This window comes from Caulobacter sp. 10L414, assembly GCF_056395525.1.
Map to the genome: position 1 here is coordinate 1 of NZ_JBFTJR010000058.1, position 20,520 is coordinate 20,520.

A 20,520-nucleotide genomic window follows, 5' to 3' on the forward strand; every position below is an offset into this window, starting at 1 on the left:
GGTGCGGACCCATCGGCGGGGTGGGACGCGGGCGGCTGGGCGGGCGCTGGCCCGACGGGGGGCGCGTGGACGGGGGGCGCGTGGTCGGCGGACGGGACGGCGAGCCGCCGCCGGGATGTCCGGGACCGTGGCCGGGGCCCTGACCAGGTCCTTGCCCGGAGCCTTGCCCCGGAGGGCGTCCGCCGCCCGAGCCGGGACCCGAGCCCTGTCCGGGGCGTCCGGGGCCCTGGCCGCCGGAGCCGCCCTGTCCGGGACCCTGGCCGCCGGGGCCATGGTTGCCGTGGCCCTGGGCGTGCGCCAGGCCGGGCAGGACGGCCAGCAGGCCGAAGGAAAGAAGCTTGCGGCGGTCCATTGGCGGCTCCTGGGGAACGGGAGGAAGGACGTCATCGCGCCGGCCGTGGCCGGGTGGGAACGCCAGCAAAGACCCAAACCGGCCCAGCTTCAACCCATGGTTCGGCGCAAGCGCACGATTTTGCGCGAAACCGTCAAGGGCGGCGGGGCCGGTTCAATGCGGCTGGGCCACGACATGCTGGGCGGGCGGCGGGGCGTGCTCCAGCGACCGCACCAGGCGCTGCATCGGCCCCTGGTCGATGCGGATCGAGCCGCTGCGGGCCCGGTCCAGGTCCAGGATCAGCGTCAGGGCCAGGGTCAGCAGCAGGAACAGCAGGCCCGACACCAGGCGATGCTGGTGGTGCGGGGCGGGCAGGGTGTAGCCGAGCACGGCGGCCACCACGACGGCGTAGACCACCAGCACCATGATCACCGTCGTGGGCAGGGGCGCGTTGTGGGCCGCCTCGCGCTCGACCCCGACGGCCAGGGCGTCGTTGACGCCCTGCACCACCAGCGGCGCGAAGGGGCGGTCGCGGACGTTGCGGGCCGCGCGCAGCGTCTCGCCCTGGATCTCCTTGCGCAGCCGCGCCGACTGCTCGGCGAAGGGCGGCTTGCGAGCGGCGTCGGCCTCGCCATAGGCCAGGCGCACCTCGGCATAGGCGCGCACCAGCTCGACCAGGCGCCCGGACGCCGGCTGGTCGAGCAGCCGCACCCGCATGTCGGCGGTGTTGAGGGCGGCGGCCTCGGCCACCAGCAGGTTGTAGCGGGTCTCGTAGCGATCCAGCGCCAGGCCGAAGGTGAAGGCGATCAAGAGGGCCAGCAGGCCCAGCACCCCCGACAGCACGTAGCCGGACTCGCTGACCACGTGCCGCTCGCCCGACAGTCGCCGCGCCAGCCTGGACGCGCCTTCCCGCGCCAGCACCAGCAGGGCGAACAGCGTCGCGGCGATGATCGTCAGCGAGGTCTCGTTGAGAAAGCGGTCCATGCTCATCGCGACGGCCGCACCTGTCCGGCGGTGACGGCGTTGATCGGCGGCCGGCCCGCCTCGATCTCGTCAAGGCTGGCCAGGGTGGTCTGCGCGATGGCCGACAGCGCCTCCTCGGTGAGAAAGGCCTGGTGGCCGGTGATCAGCACGTTGGGAAAGGTCAGCAGGCGCTGGAAGACGTCGTCCTGGACGATCTCGTTCGACAGGTCCTCGAAGAACAGGTCCGCCTCCTGCTCGTAGACGTCCAGCGCCACCCCGCCGATCTTGCGGCTCTTCAGGCCCTCGATCAGGGCGGCGGTTTCGATCAGCGCGCCGCGGCTGGTATTGACGATGGTCAGGCCGTCGCGGGCGGCGGCGATGGCGGCCGCGTCGATCAGGTAGCGGGTGTCGGGCGTCAGCGGGCAGTGCAGGGTGACGACGTCGGCCTGCCGCAGCAGGGTCTGGCGGTCGACATACTCCACCCCGATGGCGACCAGTTCGGGATCCTGGGCCACGTCGCTGGCCAGCACCCGGCAGTTGAAGCCCAGCCTCAGGCTCCGGGCCACCAGGGCCCCGATCCGGCCCGTGCCGACCACCCCCATGGTGCGCCCCGACAGGTTGCGGCCCATCAGCCCGTCGAGGGCGAAGTTGTTCTCGCGCACCCGGCCCCAGGTGCGGGCGATGTTGCGGTCCAGCGCCAGCAGCAGGCCGACGGTGAACTCGGCCACCGCCTCGGGCGAATAGGCCGGCACCCGCACCACGATGATCGACAGCCGCTCGGCTTCGGCCAGGTCGACATTGTTGTAGCCGGCGCAGCGCAGGGCGATCGCCCGCGTGCCGCCCGCCGCCAGGATCCTCAGCGCCGCCGCGTCCAGCCGGTCGTTGACGAACACGCAGACCGCCGGGTAGCCGGCCGCCAGGGCGGCGGTGGTCGCGTCCAGCCGGGCCTCGAAATAGTCGATGGCGTGGCCGCCGCCGGCATTGGCCCGATCGAGGAAACGACGGTCGTAGGCCTTGGTCGAAAACACGGCGACGCGCACGGGGATGCTCCAGACTGCGATACGCGGCGACTATCGGTGGTTCGTGCGATTGCGCCTAGCCCGGGGCTCAACCTATCCTCGCTTCGAGACCTTCCCCGCCCTGGAGATCGACATGCTCGCCCGCACCGAGACGGTGCATTTCGCCAAGGGAACCTCGTCCAAGACGATCAAGGGCTCGATCAAGGGCTATGCGTCCGTGAACTACAAGGTCGGGGTCGCCGCCGGCCAGACCCTGAAGGTCGACCTCAAGACCAGCAACGCCTCCAGCTACTTCAACATCGCCGCCCCGGGCGCCGATGCGGCGATGTTCGTCGGTTCGACCTCGGGAAGCAGCGCGGCGGTGAAGATCCCGTCCAGCGGCGACTACACCGTGCAGGTCTACCTGATGCGCAACGCCGCGCGCCGCAACGAAACCGCCAGCTACACCCTGACCATCGCCGCCAAATGATCCCTTCGCGTCGCGCTTTTTCCCTCGTCCTGGCCGCCGGGATGATCGCGCCCGGCGCGGCCCTGGCTCAGGGCGCCAAGGCCAGCTCGGCGGTGGAGCTGGCCCGCACGGGCGAGACGCTCAAGCCCGGCCAGTGGGTGTGGGCCCCGCAGATCGCGCCGAAGGGACCGGTCGTGGTGCATGTCGACCTGTCGCGGCAGCTGGCCACGGTCTATCGCAACGGCGTGCGCATCGCCGTCTCGACGGTGTCGAGCGGCAAGGAAGGCCACGAGACGCCGACGGGGGTGTTCACGATCCTGCAGAAGGACGCCAACCACCGGTCCAGCCTCTACAACAGCGCCCCCATGCCCTTTCAGCAGCGGCTGACCTGGGACGGGGTGGCGCTGCACGCCGGCGGCCTGCCGGCTATCCGGAAAGCCACGGCTGCGTGCACCTGCCGATGGGCTTCGCCAAGCTGCTGTTCGGCATCGCGCCGATGGGCGGCACGGTGATCGTGGTCGGCAAGGCCGGCGAGCCCCCCGCCGCCATGCCGCAGGCGGCCGGGGTGCTGGGCATGCCGATGAACGCCGGCTTCGAAGGGGGGGGGCGAACCGCCGCCCTACGGCGAGGACTGGCGCTGGGCGCCGGAAGCCTCCCCGGCCGGCCCCGTCACCATCATCGCCTCGCGCAGCGACCACCGGGCCGTGGTGCTGCGCAACGGCGTCGAGATCGGCCGCGCGGGCGTCGTCTTCCCCGACGAGGACTTCCAGACCCACGTGCTGGTCTGCACGGGCGTCGAGGACGGCGCGCCGCGCTGGGCCTATGTCGGCGCGCCCGGCCACGAGGACGAGGCCGACCGGCCGCTCGACCAGGGCTTGATGGCCAAGACCCGGATGCCCGACGGCTTCCGCACGGCGGTGCGCAAGGTGATCGTTCCCGGCACGACGATCCTGGTCACCCAGTCGCCGCTGGCGCCGGACACCACCGGCAAGCATCTGACGGTGCTGTCGTCGGGGCGGTAGAGCGCAGAAGCTGAAGGGAGCCCCCTCAAGCCACCAGCGCCGCGCTGCGGCGGATGGCGGTTTCGGCCTCGGCGACCAGGCCCGCGACGATTTCGCCGGCCGGCAGCACCTGGCGGATCCCGCCGGCGCTCTGGCCCATGGCCAGGCACGAGCGGTCCGGGTCCAGGCCCTCGGTCTGGCCGCCGATGCCGCCCAGCACCCCGGCCTGGACGCTGGCCATGGCCTGCAGCGGGAAGGGCTGGATCTCGCCGGTCCGCGTCTCCCAGTCGTCGACATAGGGGTTGGCGCGCACCCGCATCGGCTTGCCCGAGTAGCAGCGGGTGCGCACGGTGTCTTCGTCGCGGGCGTCCAGCACGGCCTGGCGATAGACCTCGCCGGCGTGGGCCTCGTGGCTGGCGATGAAGCGGGTGCCCATCCACACGCCCTGGGCGCCCAGCGCCAGGGCGGCGGCCAGGCCTCGCCCGTCGTGCAGGCCGCCGGCCGCGATCACCGGGATGTCGACGGCCTCGACCGCCTGGGCGACCAGCGGCAGGGTGCCGACCAGGCCCGTATGGCCGCCGCCCTCGCCGCCCTGGCAGATCACCGCGTCGCAGCCGGCGTCGCGCGCCTTCTGCGCATGGCGCACCGTGCCGCAGACCACCATCACCTTCAGCCCGGCCGCGTGCAGCCGGGCGATGATCGGCATGGGCACGCCCAGCCCGGCGACGAAGGCGCTGGCGCCTTCCTCGATGATCACCTCGACGCTGGCGGTCAGGGCGTCGGGCGTGGCGGCCAGCAGGTCGACGCCGAACGGTTTGTCGGTCAGGGCGCGGACCTGACGCATCTGTCGGCGGATGAAGTCCGGCGAGGTTCCGGCCATGCCTAGCACGCCATAGCCGCCCGCGGCCGAAACCGCCGCGGCCAGGGGCGCGTAGGACACCCCGCCCATGCCGGCCAGCAGGATCGGATGGTCGACGTGCAGCAGGTCGCACAGCGGCGTTCGCAGGGCCATGGCGGTCTCCCTCTCTTGTCGTTCGCAACGGCCCTCGGGCGGGACCCTCCGGCGAGTGTGCGCCTCGTCGGGACGGCGGCAATCCTTCCGCGAGGGCATGCGCAAAGGTCGAGTGTGATTGTTCACTCGCTTTTTCATGGCGGGCGAGACCTGGGCGTGCTCTCCTCCCAGGGTTGGACCTGGGAGGCCGGCATGGGCGTGAGGATCGGACTTGCCGCGGCGCTGGCCCTCCTGGCGGTTGACGGCGCGCGGGCGGGCGAGGCGGCCGTCGGCGACCTGATCGGCCTGACGCCGGTCGAGGTTCGCGCCAGGCTGACCGGCGCGCCGGCCCGGACGCCGCTGCCGCGTGGCTTCGAGGTCGCCGGCGACGGCGGTGCGGACGTCTATTTCACCCTCGACGAGCTGGTCGCCGATCCCGGGGCGCTGCGCCGGCAGGCGGTCTGGCGCACCTATGGCGACGAGGCGCGAGGCCCCGAGGCGCCGGTCTGCCGCTCGCGCCTGGCCTCCGAGCTCAGGGACCTGACGATCGGCGATCCGGTGCTGGCGTTCCGCGACGGGCGGCTTGTGGCGGTGCTGCGGCCGGCGCGTGAACGCGCCAGGGCGCCCGCCCCGCCGATGGCCCAGCGCAAGGCCTATGAGCGCTGGGTCCGGCAGCGGCGGGCCGGGCCGTTCCTGGCTGGCTTCGGCCAACTGCCGCTGGAGGACGGCGCGGGCTTTCTGGCGCGCTGGGAGGCGGCCCGCCTGCCGGCGCCCGAGCGGCTGTCGGTCGACTGCGCGCCGCCGCCGCCGCGACCGGCGATCGCACGCCCGGCCCGCCGTCGGCCCCTGGACGAGAGCGACATGCAGGGCCTGGCCCTGCTGCCGTTCGCCGTGAAGCTGCCGGTCATGAACCGCGATCGGGCGCGAGCGCGCGAGCAGGGCGCGCAGACGCTGGCCGGCCTCGCCGTCGGCCAGCGCCTGCCGCAGGATCCCAAGGTCTTCGCGCGGCGGGACGGCTTGCGCTGGCACGCCTCGACGCGGCCGGGCTATGGCGTGCTGACCGTCGACCTTGGCGGTTGGAAGAGCCGCAACCTGTCGGACAAGCGCGACGCGGCCCTGGTTGGGGTGGAGAACGGGGTGGTGGCCTGGATCTCGCCGCCCGGCGGCGCGGGGCCGGACGCGGGCCTGCTGTGCGTCGACGCCGAGGGGCTGGCCGGAACGCCGCGTCCCGGCTGCTGGGGCTGGGGAAACTACCGGCCCTAGGGTCGGTGCTCAATTGACCGAGGGCAATGGGCTATCTGTTTCAATAGCTTATAGCGGTTGTCATCTCGGCCGCAGCGCAGCGGAGCGCCGAGATCTCCCACAGTTCAGAACCTGCCGACGTGGGAGATCCCGGCTCTACGGATCGCTGGCGCGCTCCTCCGGCCGGGAAGACACGTTTCTTTGCACGCCAATTGAGTGCAGACCCTAGGGTCGGTGGACAGTCACTCGATGCTCGTCCCCAAATCCGTCCTTCCCCGCGAAGGCGTGGAAGCTCGGTAGCAGAGGGTCAGAGCGGTTGAGCGCCGATCCGAACCAGGCTCTATCGGCGCTCGTCGTCGAGGATGTGTTCGGGATCCATTTCCGGGGTCCAGAAGCAGGCGGCCATGGCCGACAGCATCAGCGCGATCATCGCCAGAAGTCCGCGCGGCGGGGCCAGGCCCGCGATGTCTTGCGGGGTCATCTCTCTCGTTTCCTCGTGAACCGGCGCCGCGCTCTGACGTCGAGGCTGCCGATCACGAGGAAAGCGTCTCACCGAAGCTTCGGTTCGACAAGTGTATAAATTTCAATGCCTTATTATGGACTTTCGGGTCCAGAAATCAGGCTGGTTCGAGCGGCTTGGACGTGGCGGCGGTCGCGGCCGAGGTCTTCGCCGCATCGAGGGCGGCCCGGGCCGCGGCCGCCTTGGCGGTGACCTCGGCGAAGTAGGCCGCGGCCTCGCCCCGGGTCTTGATCGCCGCCACCCGGGCCTGGATGGCCGCACCGGCGGCGGGATCGCCGTTGGCCAGGGCCAGGTCGGTCTTGGCCATGATATGCAGGAAGCCGATGGTGTTGCCGCTGGAGGGCAGGGGCTGGGCGGCGACCTCGGCCGTCATCGGCGCGGGGGTCACGGCGGCCGCCAGGGCCTGGGGCGCGGGACTGTTCAGCGTCAGCGGGCAGTCCGTGCGCGGAGATCCCAGCGACAGCAGCGGCAGCACGGTGTTGGCGTGCTGGTCGCGGGCGGTCATGTACGGCAGGCCCCACAGGGCCTCCAGCGTGGCCGCCACCGAGGCGTGGTCGTACTGCGTATGGCTCACCGAGGCCTGCGGGATCAGCGGCGAGACGATCACGGCCGGCACCCGCACCCCGTACTGGTCGAACAGGAAGCCGCCGGAGTTGATCGACAGGTCCCGGGGCGAGCCGTCGTTCGGCGGGGTGGCGCCGTAGGGCGGGACGGCGTCATGGAAGCCGCCGTGCTCGTCATAGGTGACGATCAGCAGGCTGCGCTCCCAGCCCGGCGAGGCGCGGATCGCCTCGTAAGTCGCCTTGATCAGGGCCTCGCCCCTGGCCATCGAGTCCATCGGGTGCTGCGAGGAGCCGCCCACATAGGTGCCGCCGGCGATGTCGCCGTAGTTCGGCTCGATGAAGGTGTAGGGATAGGGGTAGGGGCCCAGCAGGTCGCCGGCGAAGTCCGAGAAGGACTCGGTGTCGATCTTGTAGGTTATGCCCTTCAGCGACGACACCTGGGGAATGCCGCCAAGGGTGTCGCCGTCCTCGTCGACATAGATCCGCCAGTTCATCCGGGCGTCGCCCAGCCGGTCATAGATCGAGGCGCCGCTGGGATAGGTGAAGCCGCTCACCGTTTCCCACTTGGCGATGTCGGTGTCGCCCGGCGAGTCCGCCCAGCCCGCCGACGAGGCGCCGTGCACGAAGAAGCGGTTGGGCCAGGTGGGCCCAGGCAGCGACGACCACCAGCGGTCGCAGACCGCGAACTCGGTGGCCAGCTGGTAGATCACCGGCAGCTGATTGGGCGTGTCGAAGCACAGCATGATGTCGCCGTATTCGTTCGGCGTCGGCAGGTAGGCGGGGTTGTGGTCCTTCAACTCGCTGAGGCTGGTGGCGTAGTTGGCCACGAAACCGGTCGCCGTGGGCGATCCATAGCTCGACCAGGGCGAATGCACCGCCCCCTCGCCGCACAGCTGCTCGTAGGTGTCGGCGAACTCGTGCCCTGGATCGGTGGGCATGGCCGTCGGGGCCGGCGCGGCGCAGAAGTACTGGACGCCATTGTACGCGTTCATGTTCTGGCTCGACGAGCCGACGATGCCAGGAATGCCCGAGAAGGCGAAGATGTTGTCGAACGAGTGGTTCTCCAGCATCAGCACGAAGACGTTGTCGACCTGGGCCAGGGGCGAGGTCAGCTGCATCTGCGTGCTCGTGCCGCCCGAGGGCAKGGTGATCTGCAGGCTGCTGGTGTCGACCTTGAAGACGATCGACTGGCCCGCGTCCGGCGACTGCAACTGGCACTCGGTCCAGTTGCCCGAGCCGACGCTGTGGAACACGCCCTGGGCCGAACCGCCCTGGACCACCACCTTGACGGCCCAGTAGTCCTGAACGGTCAGCGAGCCCAGGCCGGTGTTGAAGCGCACGGTCATCGGGCCGCACGTGCCGTCGGCCGGGACCTCCCAGGTCTGGCTGGTCACACCGTAGTCGGAGTTCTTGTGCCACAGCGTGATGATGGCCGAGTCGCCGATCAGGCTCTGGACGGAGATCTGGCAGGAGCGTTGCGTGGACATCGATGCCTCCCCTTGCGGCCGGTCGCCGTCGTGGCGTGGCCAGGCAGGCAAAGCATCAGGCCCAACAGGCGGTCGCTGCAACCTTAAATAGAATCTTTCTTTGTGCGATTATTACTTGTGCTGGTCCGAGCCGTTGCTAGCGCCGGAACAGGTCGTAGGTCTGGGCGATCACCTGGCGGGTCAGGTCCCATTCCACGGCCGCCATGGCCTCTTCGCGCGTGAAGAAGCGGGCGTCGGCGGCGTCGTCGCCGGCGTGGGGCTCGCCGCCGGTCCATTCGGCGGCGTAGTCGAACATCACGAAGTGGCGGGTGGTCTCGCCGGTCTCGCGCGAGGTGAAGACGCCGTCGACCACGTCGATCAGGCCCAGCAGCCTGGCCTCGACGCCCGTCTCCTCGCGCAGTTCGCGCAGGGCCGCGGCCTCGGCCGTCTCGCCGAACTCGATGCGCCCGCCCGGCAGGCTCCATTGGCCAAGGCGAGGCGGCGTGCCGCGCTTGATCAGCAGCACCTCATGCCCCCGCAGGCAGATGACGCCGGCGGTGGGGGAGGGGGTCGGGGCGGGGGTAATCATGCGAAACCAGACTTCAAATCGACAGTCGAGCGCTCGCCCACCTGGGACATGCACTCGCCGAGCCAGTCTTCCGCCGCCTTGCGCCCACGGGCCTTGAGGTCGGTCAGAAAGCTCCACTCGGTATTGAACTTGGACGCCAGCGACAGGTCGGCCAGCGGCCCGTCGGCCTTGATGGCGTGAACGAGCATGCGCCGATAGCGCCCCCGGGCATTGTCTTTCAAGAGGCCTTCGTCGAGCAGCTTCTGCACGAAGCCGATGGCGCGAAGCTCCGAGGACAACGCCGCGTTGAACGTGATCTCGTTCAGGCGGTCCATGATCTCGCCCGGGCTCCTGGGCGTTTCGTCGCGGACGAAGGGGTTGAGGCTGACCAGCAGGATGTCGTCCGGCGTCTGGTCGTAGAACAGCGGCCAAAGCGGCGGGTTGGCCAGGAAACCGCCGTCCCAGTAGGGCTCGCCGTCGATCTCGACCGCCTGGAACACCTGCGGCAGGCAGGCGCTGGCCATCACGTGGCGGGCGGTCAGCTCGCTCTCGCGGAACACCTTGGCCTTGCTGGTGCGCACCGCCGTGGCGGCGATGTAGAGCTTGACCGGCGAGCGCTCGCGCAGGGCGGAAAAGTCGATCGCCTCCTCGAGGATGTCGTGCAGCGGGTTCAGGTTGAACGGGTTGAACTCGTAGGGGCTGAGCGACAGGGCCAGGGTCTCGGCCATCCGCCAGCCCGGCGTGTTCTTGATCCAGTCGGTCGCGCCCTCGAAGGCGCCCCCGAAGGCGCTGGTCCAGATGCTGGTGTCGCCGAAGACGTTGCGGCCGCCCTTGCGGTTGACCTGCTTCCAGAAGTCGTCGAGCGCGGCCCTGGCGCCGTCGCGGCCGCCGGCGATCAGGCCCGAGGTGTAGGCCACTGCGTTCATGGCCCCGGCCGAGGCGGCGGTGATGGCCTGGATCTCCAGGCCCTCCTCCTCCAGCAGGCGGTCGATGACCCCCCACTCGAAGGCGCCGTGGGCGCCGCCGCCCTGCAGCGCCAGACTGATCGGGCGCGGACCCTTGGGCTTCTTCCTCAGCGGCGCGATGGGCATGGGGCGGCCTCTTTCCGAGAGCGATCGAAGCTCAGGATCCCCCCATGGTCCGAGCTTCCCCGCGAAGGCGGGGATTGAGCGGAGTGAAGGCTACTGGGCGGTCCAGCCGCCGTCGACGGTGAACGCCGCGCCGTTGGCCGAGGCGCCTAGGTCGCTGACCAGGTAGAGTAGCTGGCCGGCCAACTGCTCGACGGTGACGAACTGCTTGGTGGGCTGGGCGGCCAGGATCACGTCCTTCATCACCGCTTCTTCGCTGATGCCGCGGGCCTTGGCCTGGTCGGCGATCTGGGCCTCGACCAGCGGGGTCTTCACGAAGCCGGGGCAGATGGCGTTGCAGGTGATCCCCTGCTGGGCCACTTCCAGCGCGATGGTCTTGGTCAGGCCCAGGATGCCGTGCTTGGCGGCGACATAGGCCGACTTGTAGGGCGAGGCGACCAGGCCGTGGGCCGAGGCGATGTTGACGATCCGCCCGCGGCCCTGCTCCTTCATGATCGGGATCGCCGCCTTGGCGGCGTGGAACGCCGACGACAGGTTGATGGCGATGATCAGGTCCCACTTGTCGTCGGGGAACTCGTCGACCGGGGCCACGTGCTGGACGCCGGCGTTGTTGACCAGGATGTCCAGCTCGCCGAACTCGGCTTTGGCGGCGCGCACCATGTCGGCGATCTCGACCGGCTTGGTCATGTCGGCGCCGTGGTACAGCACCTCGACGCCGTGCTTTTCGGCCATCTCGGCGCGGGTGCGCTCGATGGCGTTCATCTCGCCCAGGCCGTTGAGCACGATGTTGACGCCCTGGGCGGCCATGGCGTCGGCGAGCGCGTGCCCGATGCCGCTGGTCGAGCCCGTGACGATGGCGACTTGACCCTGCAACCCGAAATCCACGGCCATCGGCGCGCTCCTGCTGTCCTGCCCGACTTGCTGCATTGCAGCATATAGCTCGCTATCGCGAAGAGCGAGCGCTTATAAATTCACCGATAGATGAAATTAGGGCTGCGGGCGAGCGAAAACCCAGTCGGCCTCCGTCGAGAGGTCGGGGCGGAAGCGGTAGCCGTCGAGGTCGAAGGCCTTCAGCGCCTCGGCCTTCTCGACGCGGCCCTCGATGGCGTAGCGGGCCATCCGGCCGCGCGCCTTCTTGGCGTAGAAGCCCAGCACCTTCAGCGCCCCGGCCTTCTCTTCCTTGAAGTGGCAGGTGACGACCGGCAGCTTCAGCGCCTTGGCGTCGACGGCGCCGAAATATTCCTGGCTGGCCAGGTTCACCAGCGTCGGGTCGGCGTGGTCGGCGGCGGCCTCGTTGAGGGTCTTGGCGATGGTCTCGCCCCAGAAGTCATAGAGGTTGGCGCCGCGCTTGGTCTTCAGGCGCGTGCCCATTTCCAGGCGATAGGGCTGCAAGGCGTCCAGCGGCCGCAGCACGCCGTACAGGCCCGACAGGATGCGAAGGCTTCCTTGCGCCCACTCCAGAGCCGGACGGTCCAGCTCGCGCGCGGCCAGGCCCGCATAGACGTCGCCGTTGAAGGCTATCACGGCCTGCAGCCCGTCTTCGACCTCGGGGTCGAAGTGCTGAAAGCGTTCGCGATTCAGGTCGGCCAGCTTCTCGGAGATGTGCATCAGGCGGCGCAGGTCGGCGGCCGTCAGCTTGCGGGTGACCTTGGCCAGTTCCGCGATCTGCGGCTTCAGGGCCGGGGTGGTCAGGGGCAGGACCTGATCCGGGGCGGTGAAGTCTAGCGACTTGGCGGGCGAGATGACCATCAGCATGGGGGTGCAGATAGAGGCTTTGGTCCCGCTTCGCCAGCGGTGGGGACGGAGGAGCCGACCCTTAAGGTCGATCGCTTTTCCTCCGAGCATCCCCGCGAAGGCGGGGATCCAAGCCGAGGCCGCGGTTCTCGGCGCGGTATCTGGTCGATCCTGAAAGTCAGCTTGGGTCCCCGCCTTCGCGGGGAATTTACGGGGCAAGAGAAGCTATGCGGGCAAGTTGCCCGGGCCTGTTCAAGCCAGCGTCAGCACCAGCGGTCCGTTCCGCGTCGCCACCAGGGTGTGCTCGTACTGCACCGTGGCCTCACGGCCCGGCGGGCGCAGCGTCCAGCCGTCGTCCAGCTCCTCGACCCAGTCGGCGCCCAGCGACAGGAACGGCTCGATGGTGAAGACCAGGCCCTCGGTGATCACCCGGCGGTCGCGCGGTTCGTGCCAGGTGGGGATCTCCTTGGGCGCGTCGTGCAGCGAACGGCCGACCCCGTGGCTGGCCAGGTTGCGCACCAGGCTGTAGCCGTTCTTGTCGGCGAAGGCCTCGATCGAGCGGCCGATCTCGTTCAGTCGGCCGCCCGGCCGGACGGCGCGGATGCCGGCCCACATCGCCCGCCGGCCGTCGCGGCACAGGCGCTCGATGCGCTTGGTGGTCGGCGGCACGGAGAAGCTGGCGCCGGTGTCGCCGAAGAAGCCGTCCAGTTCGGCCGAGACGTCGATGTTGATCAGGTCGCCGGCCTTGATCACCGTGTCGCCGGGGATGCCGTGGGCGCAGTCGGGCCCCACCGAGATGCAGGTCGCGCCGGGGAAGTCGTAGGTCAGCTCCGGCGCCGAGCGGGCGCCCTCGGTCTCCAGCAGCGCGCGGCCGATGTCGTCCAGCTCGCGGGTGGTCATGCCCGGCTCCAGCGCAGCCCCCATGGCCGTCAGCGTGCGGGCCACCAGGGCCCCGACCGTCCGCAGCTTGTCCAGCTGGTCCTCGTTGTCGATGGTCATGCGCTGGTGGTCGCCGGCAGGTCGGGGGCGTCGACGCCGGCCTCCTTCAGCTCGCGGGCCACCAGTTCCTGGAAGGTCAGGCCGGGATTGAGCTCGCTGAGCATGCCGATCCTGATCCAGAACGCCGCCTGGCCGTTGATCGACCGGTACGAGGCCTTGCTGGCGCGGCGCAACTGCTCGTGCAGCTCGTCCTCGATGTTGACGATGCCCATGGTCTCGCTTTCGAATATACGTTTCGTATATGTCTTATATGGTCTGGCGGGGGCCGGGGGCAAGGGCGGGCCGCGTGCGCAACGCCAGATCCGTACTTCCCCGCGAAGGCGGGGACCCAAGCAGACGTTCAGGAGGAGGCCAGGCGGCTCCAGATCGCAAGCGCCGCTTGGATCCCCGCCTTCGCGGGGATGCTCGGTGAAACGTGTCGCGAGCGCTTGAGGGTCGAGCGTCAGCTCGCCGGCGGGGTCTGCGCCTTGGCCGCCGCCGTCAGGCGCTTGGCGTGGGTCTGCACCTGGCGCAGCGTGGCGCGGGTCATCGCCGCGGTGGTGTCGGTCAGCGCGTCGTCGACGCCGACATAGGTGGGATAGGCCGCCAGGTGGTTGGCGACGATCAGGCCGAAATAGCCCTGCAGGCTGTCGTAGTCGACGTCGGGCGGATCGGCCGCGAAGGTCTGGTGGGCGATCGGCTGGTAGGTGTTGAAGCCGATCAGGCCGTGGGCCAGGCCGTCCAGCGACGCCAGCAGGGCGTCCATCGCCAGCTTGAAGGCGATGTCGCCGGTGTTGGTGAAGAAGCCCGTCAGCTTCACGTCGTTCCAGGCCGTTGGCACGATGTCGTGGGCGTTGACCAGGTCGGTGTTGAACGGGACCGGCCCGCCGTCGGCCGACCCCGCGGCGGGCGCGGGGAAGAAGCTGGCGTAGAGCGCGGCGAAGTCGGGGTTGCCCGGCGTGGGCCCGGCGCTGGGCAGGGTCAGCACCGTGGTGTCGGCGAAGGGGCCGCCGTTCTTGCCGATCGCGGCCATGGCCAGGCTGGGCGACAGGGCGCCGCCCAGGCTGTGGCCGGTGAAGATCACCGTCCCGCCGGGATTGGCCTTGGTCCAGCCGGTGACGAAGGCCGCGATCCCGCCGGACGCCGGATCGCTCAGGGCCAGCAGGGCGGCGATCCCGGTCGCCGTGGCGTGCGAGATCTTGGGCGAGGCCGCGCCGTCGAAGCCGCCATTGCCGTAGGGCCAGTCCACCTGGCGGACGATCGAGAAGTCCTCGGCCAGCCAGTCGTAGGCGTCGTCCTCGTTGGTGCCGGCCATGGCCACCACCAGGCAGGGCGCGCCGGCCACCGTGGCGCTGGCCGCGTACAGCATGTTGTCGGCGTAGTAGAGCGCGGTCGGGTCGGATCCCTCGTGGCTGGACGCGACCGGCCCCCAGGCGATCGACCAGTCGGCGATCCTGCCGGCGTTGTCGGCCAGGAAGGCCTGGACCGCCTGGCGCACATGGGCTTCCAGGTTGGCCAGGGTGTCGACCTTGTCCGAAGCGGCGTTCGACAGCCAGGACAGGCAGAAGGCCTGCTGCTGCAGGGTCAGGGCGGTCGCGGAGGTCTGCGGCATGGTCGCCTCGCATGGCTGGGCGTGGACGTCGCGGGGAGGCTAGCACGTCTTCAACTTGCGGATGTGATCGCCCGCACATCGGCCGCGGCTTCACAGCGACTTTCCATAGTGGAAAGTTTTCACTTGCCGACATGGAAAGTCGAGTCTAGCTTTCCAACATGGAAAGCAAGGAAACGCCCATGGGCCCCGCCCCGTCGATCGACCCCGCCCAGGCCGCGCGCATGCTGGCCGAGGTCGAGGCCGCCAATGCCGACCTGGCGCGCCGCGCCCGCGCGCCGGTCTGGTACCACCCCGTCCTCGGGGTGCTGATGGGCGGTCTGGTGGCCGTGCAGGGCCAGTCGGCCCCGCTGATGATCGGCTTCTACCTGGTGTTCGTGGTCGGCCTGGCGCTGCTGGTCCGGGCCTACAAGCGCCACACCGGCCTGTGGGTCAGCGGCTATCGCGCCGGCCGCACCCGCTGGGTCGCCGTCGGCCTGGCGGTGCTGATGGGCCTGTCGGTCCTGGCCCCGGCCTGGCTGGTGCGTGCGCACCATATGACGGCCGCGCCGTTCGTGTTCGGCGCCTTCGCCGCGGTGGTGGTCACCATCGGCGGCTTCGTCTGGGAAGCCGCGTTCCGCCGCGACCTGCGCGACGGCGCGGCCCTGTGAGCGCGGCCGCCCTCGACCCGGTGATCCACGCCCCCAACCGCCTGCAGATCTGCTGCATGCTGGCCGGCGTCGACACCATCGATTTCGCGACCCTGCGCGAGGCGCTGGACGTCTCGGAGTCGGTGCTCTCCAAGCACATCAGGACGCTGGAGGAGGCCGGCTACCTGAAGGTGGCCAAGACGCCGTCCGACGGCCGGGTGCGCACCTGGGCCTCGCTGACGAGCGCCGGCCGCAAGGCGCTGAAGGGCCACCTGGCGGCGCTGAAGGCGATGATGGCGGGCGTGCCGGAGGCCTGAGTGTTGTCACCCGACAGGCGCCTTCCCTAGCCCCGTTCTTCCCCGCGAAGGCGGGGACCCAAGCGGCGCCTGCGGGTCGCCCGCGGCCCCGCCGGCCCTGGAAAGGCGGCTTGGGCCCCCGCCTTCGCGGGGGAGCTCGGTGAACATGGCCAGGTCGGCTGAATGTCCCAAGGTGTATTGCCAAGCTTTGCAGGTTTGGGTTTTGCTGGGCGAACGGAGTTTTCCCATGCGCCCGGTCCTCGCTCTCGTCTTCGCCTTCGTCCTGGGTCTCGCGCCCGGGGCGGCCTTCGCCGGCTGGGAAGCCACCGAATGGGGCATGACGCCCGAGCAGGCGCAGGCCGCCATGCCCGAGCTGAAGGCCTTGCGGTTCGGCGACACGCTGGATGTTGGCCGGGCCCTGAGCAGCGGGCCCCACGCGGTGAACGGCCTGAAGGGGCGCGCCAAGCTCTATTACGGGCCCGCGGGCCTGGAGCAGGTCTCGGTCGATGCGGTCAAGAGCGGGAAGGGCGCGAGCGTCTGCCCCAAGCTGGTCCAGGCCATGCTCGACCGATACGGCCAGCCCCTCATGGCCTTGGACGACGTGATCTTCCGCGTGGCGATCTGGCATGACGAGCCCCGCCAGACGCGGGTGCGGATGCTGGTCGGTCTCGGCGGCGAGCTTTGCAGTCTGCACTACGAGCGCCTTGCGACCTTCCGCGAACGCGACCTCCAGCGGGTGAGCGCCAGGCCGTGAGGCGAACCGCCCTTTCCTTTCGCGCGACGCTCGCTAGGAAGGCGGGATGAACGAGACCCTCGCCCTCGCAGCCGCCCTGGCCTGGCCGCTGCCGATGATCGTGGCCCTCTATTTCGTGGCCCGCACCAGGGCCCTGAAGCTGCGGCTGATCTGGGCCGTGCTGTGCTTCGTGGGCGTCGGCGCCTTCTGGATGCAGCCGTCCACCGGCCAGTGGGGCTTCGTGCCCTTCGCGGTCAACATCCTGGGCCCGGGCCAGGCCGGCGGTTTCCTGAAGTCGACCTTCCCGGCCGGCGCGGTGCTGTCGCTGATCGCCGTCTACTTCGCTCGCCGCAAGGCCAAGGCGGCGAGCGAAGCCTGAACGCATGGGGTGGGCGAAAAGGCCTCTGGCGGTCGAGGACGTCGAGGCTCGCCTCTCGCGCCTTCCGCCTTTCCTGGCGGCTGCCGTCGACGCCGCGAAGGCGGCTGCGCAAGGCGGCGCCTGGGAGGACGAGGGCGGCGCCCTGCTGGCCGGGCATCAACCGGACCGGGGATCGGAGGCCTATGACGTGGTGCTCTATCCCGGGCTGTCGGCGTCGGCTATCGAGGCCTATCAGGCCCTGCACGAAGTCCCGCTTCCGGCCGCCTTGGCCGAGCTTCTGGGTCACCTGAACGGCGCGGAGCTGTTCCAGTTGTGTCTCTACGGCGCGCCCCTGTCGATGATCCAGGATCCGCCGCTGCTGACGCGGTCGGGCCGCGCGCCGCTCGATCTCGGCAGCGGCGTCTATTGGCGATACGAGTACGAGGAGGCCGATCCGGAAGCCGTGCTCTTCGCCTCGTGCAACGTCAGCTACACGGGTCAGGTCGGCTATTTCATGCTGCCAGATGGCCAGGTGATCGGTCGCGGCAAAGGGGGCGCGCCCGCCCGGAGCGGCCCCTGGGCCGATGTCTCGGCGTGGCTGACCGCGGTCCTGGCCGAGCCGCCCTATCGCCCGCCGCCGCTGCCGATCCGGCGCTCGCCGTGGATGCGTCTGCGTGCGTGGTTCGGGCGCCTGGCGCAGGCCTAGAACAGCACCCGCGGGTTCATGATCCGCTGCGGATCCAGCGCGGCGCGGATGGCGCGCAGGGCGGCCACTTCCACCGGATCCTTGTAGGCCAGGGCCTCGGCCGACTTCATCGCGCCCAGGCCGTGCTCGGCGCTGATCGAGCCGTGGAAGCCCGCGGCGATGTCGTGGACGATGTGGGCGCCGGCCTCGCGGGCCGCGTCATGGGCGTCGTCGTCGCCGCCCTGGGGCTTGAGCACGTCGTAGTGGACGTTGCCGTCGCCCACATGGCCGAAGGCGACGATGCGGGTTCCGGGGAAGGCCCTGGCGATGGCCGCGTCGGCCTGGCCGATGAAGTCGGGGATCTTGGAGACCGGCACCGACACGTCGTGCTTCCACACCGCGCCCTCCGGCTTCTGGCCGGCGGAATGACCCTCGCGGATGTGCCAGAAGGCCTTCATCTGGGTCTGCGTCTGGGCCACGGCCGCGTCGGCGATCAGGCCGCTCTCCAGGGCGCCGGCCAGCAGGCGTTCCAGCGCCGCCTCGGCCGCGCCGGGCTCGCCGCTGGCGATCTCGATCAGCACGTACCAGGGATGCTCCGTGGGCAGAGGATCGCGCAGGCCCGGCACGTTCCTGACGGTCAGGGCGAAGCCAAGCCGGCCCATCAGCTCGAAGGCCTCGACCGCGCCGCCGGTCTCGTCCTTGGCGCGGGCGAGCAGCTGGATGGCGTCGGCGGGCGAGGACAGCCCCACGATCGCCACGGCGCGCGAGGCCAGCGGCGCGTGCAGCTTCAACGCCGCGGCGGTGACGATCCCCAGCGTGCCCTCGGCCCCGATCAAGAGCTGCTTGAGGTCGTAGCCGGTGTTGTCCTTGCGCAGGCGCTTCAGGCCGTTCCAGATCTCGCCGCTCGGCAGCACGGCCTCGATCCCCAGCACCTGCTCTCGCATCATGCCGTAGCGCAGAACGGCCGTGCCGCCGGCGTTGGTCGAGATCAGGCCGCCGATGGTGCACGAGCCTTCCGAGGCCACGCCGACCGTGAAGCGACGGCCGACGGCGGCGGCCTGCTGGTGGGCCTCGTACAGGGTGACGCCCGCCTCCAGCACCATCACGTCGTCCAGGGCGTCGACGTCGCGCACGGCGCGCAGCTTCTCGGTCGACAGCAGGATCTCGCCCTGCGGGATCTGGCCGGCCACCAGGCCGGTGTTGCCGCCCTGCGGGGTGATCGCCACGCCCTGCGCCGCGCAGATCCCCACGACGGCGGCGACCTCGGCGGTGGTGCGCGGGGTGACCAGCAGCGGCGTCTCGCCCTTCCAGCGCCCGCGCCATTCGACCAGCTTGGGCGCCAGCCGCTCGGGATCCTGGCTCCATCCGCCTTCGCCCAGCACGGACTTCAGGCGCGAGACGACATCGGCGGGAACGGGCTTGGTCATGGCCGCCAGGATAGGGCGGAACGGAGGAGGGGTGAAGGAGGGCTATGAGCTCCGCACCCATCCTCCCGTCATTCCCGCCCTTGTGGCGGGAAACCCTGGTCCCGCTCGCACGTGAAGCGCCAGCGACGTGCTTAGCACGCCGCCCCATCCGCCCTTGCCGCCGACAGAGGGGTTCCCGCCACAAGGGCGGGAATGACGGGGGTGATAGGGGCCCCTTCTCGCCCTACTTCCCGTCGCGGAACGGGTCGGCTGGATAGACGCCCAGGATCTCGAAGCGCTCGGAGAAGAACTTCAGCTCGTCGAAGGCCAGCGCCAGGCTGCGGTCTTCGGGGCGGCCGTCGACCTCGGCGTAGAAGAAGGTGGCCGTGAAGGCGCCGTTCTCCATGTAGCTTTCCAGCTTGGTCATGTTGACGCCGTTGGTGGCGAAGCCGCCCAGCGCCTTGTAGAGCGCGGCCGGCAGGTTGCGCACGCGGAACACGAAGCTGGTCACGCAGCGGTGGGTGAACGACGGGGCCGGCGGGGCGGGGTCGGCGGTCATCACCAGGAAGCGGGTGGTGTTGTGGCGCTCGTCCTCGATGTCGCGCGCCAGGATGTCGAGGTCGTAGATCTCGGCGGCCAGGGCGGGGGCGACGGCGGCGCGGGTCGGGTCGGGCTTGGCCGCCAGGGCCTTGGCCGCGCCGGCGGTGTCGCCCGCGCCCTCGGTGGCGAGGCCCAGGCGCTTGAGGCTATGGCGGCACTGGGAAAGCGCGATCGGCATCGAGACGGCGGTCTTCACGCTGTCGAGGCCGACGCCCTTGTTGGCCATCAGCTGGAAGCGGATCGGCTTGAAGCGCTCGCCGATGATCTTGAGGCCCGACGCCGGCAGCAGGTGGTGCACGTCGGCGACGCGGCCGGCGATCGAGTTCTCGATCGGGATCATGCCCAGCTGGGCCGCGCCGGTCTTGATGGCCTCGAACGCCTCCTCGAAGGTGGCGCAGGGCAGGACCTCGTGGTCGGGGAAGTAGGTGCGGCACGCCTCGTGGCTGTTGGCGCCGAGTTCGCCCTGGAAGGCGATGGTCTTGAGGGTGCTCATAGCGGTCTTCAGTTCTTTTCGGCGTGGTCGCGGGCGGCCTGCAGGTCGGACGGATTGTCGACGGAGATCGGGGCCTCGTCCGCCACCGCCGCGCGGATGGTCAGGCCCAGTTCCATGGCCCGCAGCTGCTCCAGCTTCTCGCGCTGCTCCAGGGCTGAGGGCGCGGCGGCGTTGAAGGCTTCCAGGGCGGCGCGGCGATAGCCGTAGATGCCGATGTGGCGCCAGACGGGCGCGTCGCCATAGAGGGTCGAGCGGGTGAAGTAGAGGGCGCGGCCGCTTTGGCCTCCGGCGTCCATGGCCAGCACGGCCTTGACCACGTCGGGGTTGGCGCGGTCGGCGCTCGACGCCTCCGGCGCGACCACGGTGGCGATGTCGGCGTCGGCGTGGTCGGCCAGCTGGCCGGCGCAGGCCGACAGCACGGCCGGGTCGACGAACGGCATGTCGCCCTGCAGGTTGATGATCACGTCGTGCGCGCCGTCAGGATCCAGCACGGCCAGGGCCGCCAGGATGCGGTCCGAGCCCGAGGGCAGAGCGGGATCGGTGAGCACGGCGCGGCCGCCGGCGGCTTCCACCGCCGCGACGATTTCGGGATCGCCGGCCGCCACGGCCACCGGGCCGATGCCGGCGGCCTGCGCCTGACGCAGCACGCGCACGATCATCGGCAGGCCGCCGATATCGGCCAGCGGCTTGTTGGGCAGGCGGGTGGCCGCCATGCGGGCGGGGATGAGGACGATCGGGTTCATGGTGTCACGTCTGGAAGGCGAAACGCGGTTCGCCCGGGTTGCGCACGGGGCGGTAG

At 70.3% G+C, this 20,520-nt stretch carries 25 protein-coding genes; 9 read left to right on the forward strand and 16 right to left on the reverse strand.

Annotated elements, in window-relative coordinates; genetic code table 11:
• From AC1DCG_RS19905 to AC1DCG_RS19915, 3 genes are all read right to left on the reverse strand, one after another.
• Positions 1–352: hypothetical protein (locus tag AC1DCG_RS19905; protein WP_477041621.1), on the reverse strand; the 352-nt coding region annotated here is incomplete at its 3' end.
• A 153-nt stretch (positions 353–505) separates the two neighbouring features.
• Positions 506–1,315 carry a bestrophin-like domain gene (locus tag AC1DCG_RS19910; RefSeq protein WP_477028479.1) on the reverse strand — a complete coding sequence of 270 codons (810 nt, stop codon included), beginning with the start codon at positions 1,313–1,315 and terminating at the stop codon, positions 506–508.
• Between the two features lie 2 nt (positions 1,316–1,317).
• Complete coding sequence (locus AC1DCG_RS19915) at positions 1,318–2,334, reverse strand: 2-hydroxyacid dehydrogenase (protein ID WP_477028478.1); 1,017 nt, start codon at positions 2,332–2,334, stop codon at positions 1,318–1,320.
• A 112-nt stretch (positions 2,335–2,446) separates the two neighbouring features.
• Between AC1DCG_RS19915 and AC1DCG_RS19920 the strand changes: the two genes are divergently transcribed.
• The 3 genes from AC1DCG_RS19920 to AC1DCG_RS19930 all read left to right on the forward strand — a co-directional run bounded on the left by AC1DCG_RS19920 (position 2,447) and on the right by AC1DCG_RS19930 (position 3,783).
• Positions 2,447–2,782 carry a hypothetical protein gene (locus AC1DCG_RS19920; protein WP_477028477.1) on the forward strand — a complete coding sequence of 112 codons (336 nt, stop codon included), beginning with the start codon at positions 2,447–2,449 and terminating at the stop codon, positions 2,780–2,782.
• Positions 2,779–3,273 carry a L,D-transpeptidase family protein gene (locus AC1DCG_RS19925; RefSeq protein WP_477028476.1) on the forward strand — a complete coding sequence of 165 codons (495 nt, stop codon included), beginning with the start codon at positions 2,779–2,781 and terminating at the stop codon, positions 3,271–3,273. The genes AC1DCG_RS19920 and AC1DCG_RS19925 overlap by 4 nt, the downstream gene beginning before the upstream one ends.
• Positions 3,274–3,465: 192 nt before the next feature.
• Complete coding sequence (locus tag AC1DCG_RS19930) at positions 3,466–3,783, forward strand: hypothetical protein (protein WP_477028475.1); 318 nt, start codon at positions 3,466–3,468, stop codon at positions 3,781–3,783.
• Between the two features lie 25 nt (positions 3,784–3,808).
• Here AC1DCG_RS19930 and AC1DCG_RS19935 read toward each other — a convergent pair whose 3' ends face one another.
• A complete protein-coding gene (locus tag AC1DCG_RS19935) occupies positions 3,809–4,774 on the reverse strand; it encodes an NAD(P)H-dependent flavin oxidoreductase (RefSeq protein ID WP_477028474.1) in 966 nt (321 codons plus the stop codon).
• A gap of 156 nt (positions 4,775–4,930) precedes the next feature.
• Between AC1DCG_RS19935 and AC1DCG_RS19940 the strand changes: the two genes are divergently transcribed.
• Positions 4,931–6,016 (forward strand): hypothetical protein, encoded by a 1,086-nt coding sequence (locus AC1DCG_RS19940; protein WP_477041622.1) that lies wholly within the window; start codon positions 4,931–4,933, stop codon positions 6,014–6,016.
• A 319-nt stretch (positions 6,017–6,335) separates the two neighbouring features.
• Here AC1DCG_RS19940 and AC1DCG_RS19945 read toward each other — a convergent pair whose 3' ends face one another.
• The 9 genes from AC1DCG_RS19945 to AC1DCG_RS19985 all read right to left on the reverse strand — a co-directional run bounded on the left by AC1DCG_RS19945 (position 6,336) and on the right by AC1DCG_RS19985 (position 14,524).
• Positions 6,336–6,476 carry a hypothetical protein gene (locus AC1DCG_RS19945; RefSeq protein ID WP_477028472.1) on the reverse strand — a complete coding sequence of 47 codons (141 nt, stop codon included), beginning with the start codon at positions 6,474–6,476 and terminating at the stop codon, positions 6,336–6,338.
• A gap of 136 nt (positions 6,477–6,612) precedes the next feature.
• Positions 6,613–8,565, reverse strand: a complete 1,953-nt coding sequence (locus AC1DCG_RS19950) for an alkaline phosphatase family protein (protein WP_477041623.1) — start codon at positions 8,563–8,565, stop codon at positions 6,613–6,615.
• A 136-nt stretch (positions 8,566–8,701) separates the two neighbouring features.
• A complete protein-coding gene (locus AC1DCG_RS19955) occupies positions 8,702–9,133 on the reverse strand; it encodes an NUDIX hydrolase (protein WP_101717207.1) in 432 nt (143 codons plus the stop codon).
• Positions 9,130–10,203 (reverse strand): patatin-like phospholipase family protein, encoded by a 1,074-nt coding sequence (locus AC1DCG_RS19960; protein WP_477028470.1) that lies wholly within the window; start codon positions 10,201–10,203, stop codon positions 9,130–9,132. The genes AC1DCG_RS19955 and AC1DCG_RS19960 overlap by 4 nt, the downstream gene beginning before the upstream one ends.
• A gap of 90 nt (positions 10,204–10,293) precedes the next feature.
• Positions 10,294–11,091 (reverse strand): 3-hydroxybutyrate dehydrogenase, encoded by a 798-nt coding sequence (locus AC1DCG_RS19965; protein ID WP_101711567.1) that lies wholly within the window; start codon positions 11,089–11,091, stop codon positions 10,294–10,296.
• Between the two features lie 96 nt (positions 11,092–11,187).
• Positions 11,188–11,955 (reverse strand): peroxide stress protein YaaA, encoded by a 768-nt coding sequence (gene yaaA, locus AC1DCG_RS19970; RefSeq protein WP_477028469.1) that lies wholly within the window; start codon positions 11,953–11,955, stop codon positions 11,188–11,190.
• 231 nt (positions 11,956–12,186) lie between these two features.
• Entirely contained in the window at positions 12,187–12,933 is a 747-nt protein-coding gene (gene map, locus AC1DCG_RS19975) for a type I methionyl aminopeptidase (RefSeq protein WP_477028468.1), read from the reverse strand.
• Positions 12,930–13,145, reverse strand: a complete 216-nt coding sequence (locus tag AC1DCG_RS19980) for a ParD-like family protein (RefSeq protein WP_101717213.1) — start codon at positions 13,143–13,145, stop codon at positions 12,930–12,932. Before AC1DCG_RS19980 ends, map begins: the two co-directional genes overlap by 4 nt.
• Before the next feature lie 230 nt (positions 13,146–13,375).
• Positions 13,376–14,524, reverse strand: a complete 1,149-nt coding sequence (locus AC1DCG_RS19985) for a lipase family protein (RefSeq protein ID WP_477028467.1) — start codon at positions 14,522–14,524, stop codon at positions 13,376–13,378.
• A 179-nt stretch (positions 14,525–14,703) separates the two neighbouring features.
• On the opposite strand from AC1DCG_RS19985, the gene AC1DCG_RS19990 reads away from it, so the two are divergent.
• The 5 genes from AC1DCG_RS19990 (at position 14,704) to AC1DCG_RS20010 (ending at position 17,243) form a co-directional block, all read left to right on the forward strand.
• A complete protein-coding gene (locus tag AC1DCG_RS19990; RefSeq protein WP_477028466.1) occupies positions 14,704–15,171 on the forward strand; it encodes a hypothetical protein in 468 nt (155 codons plus the stop codon).
• The gene (locus AC1DCG_RS19995; protein WP_477037063.1) at positions 15,168–15,467 is read left to right on the forward strand and encodes a transcriptional regulator; all 300 of its coding nucleotides are present in this window, start codon (positions 15,168–15,170) and stop codon (positions 15,465–15,467) included. Before AC1DCG_RS19990 ends, AC1DCG_RS19995 begins: the two co-directional genes overlap by 4 nt.
• 226 nt (positions 15,468–15,693) lie before the next feature.
• A complete protein-coding gene (locus AC1DCG_RS20000; protein ID WP_477028464.1) occupies positions 15,694–16,200 on the forward strand; it encodes a hypothetical protein in 507 nt (168 codons plus the stop codon).
• 46 nt (positions 16,201–16,246) lie between these two features.
• Positions 16,247–16,558, forward strand: coding sequence for a hypothetical protein (locus tag AC1DCG_RS20005; protein ID WP_165260849.1), 312 nt, complete (start codon positions 16,247–16,249; stop codon positions 16,556–16,558).
• A 4-nt stretch (positions 16,559–16,562) separates the two neighbouring features.
• Positions 16,563–17,243: a hypothetical protein gene (locus tag AC1DCG_RS20010; protein WP_477028463.1), complete on the forward strand. Its 681-nt coding sequence runs from the start codon at positions 16,563–16,565 to the stop codon at positions 17,241–17,243.
• Here the strand turns inward: AC1DCG_RS20010 and AC1DCG_RS20015 are convergent.
• The 3 genes from AC1DCG_RS20015 to AC1DCG_RS20025 form a co-directional block, all read right to left on the reverse strand.
• On the reverse strand, positions 17,240–18,649 hold the full coding sequence (locus AC1DCG_RS20015; RefSeq protein ID WP_477028462.1) for an FAD-binding oxidoreductase: 1,410 nt from the start codon (positions 18,647–18,649) through the stop codon (positions 17,240–17,242). The two genes, AC1DCG_RS20010 and AC1DCG_RS20015, sit on opposite strands and share 4 nt — an antisense overlap.
• 223 nt (positions 18,650–18,872) lie before the next feature.
• Positions 18,873–19,721, reverse strand: coding sequence for a prephenate dehydratase (locus AC1DCG_RS20020; protein WP_477028461.1), 849 nt, complete (start codon positions 19,719–19,721; stop codon positions 18,873–18,875).
• An 8-nt stretch (positions 19,722–19,729) separates the two neighbouring features.
• Positions 19,730–20,464: a 3-deoxy-manno-octulosonate cytidylyltransferase gene (locus AC1DCG_RS20025; protein WP_477028460.1), complete on the reverse strand. Its 735-nt coding sequence runs from the start codon at positions 20,462–20,464 to the stop codon at positions 19,730–19,732.
• Positions 20,465–20,520 lie beyond the last annotated feature (56 nt).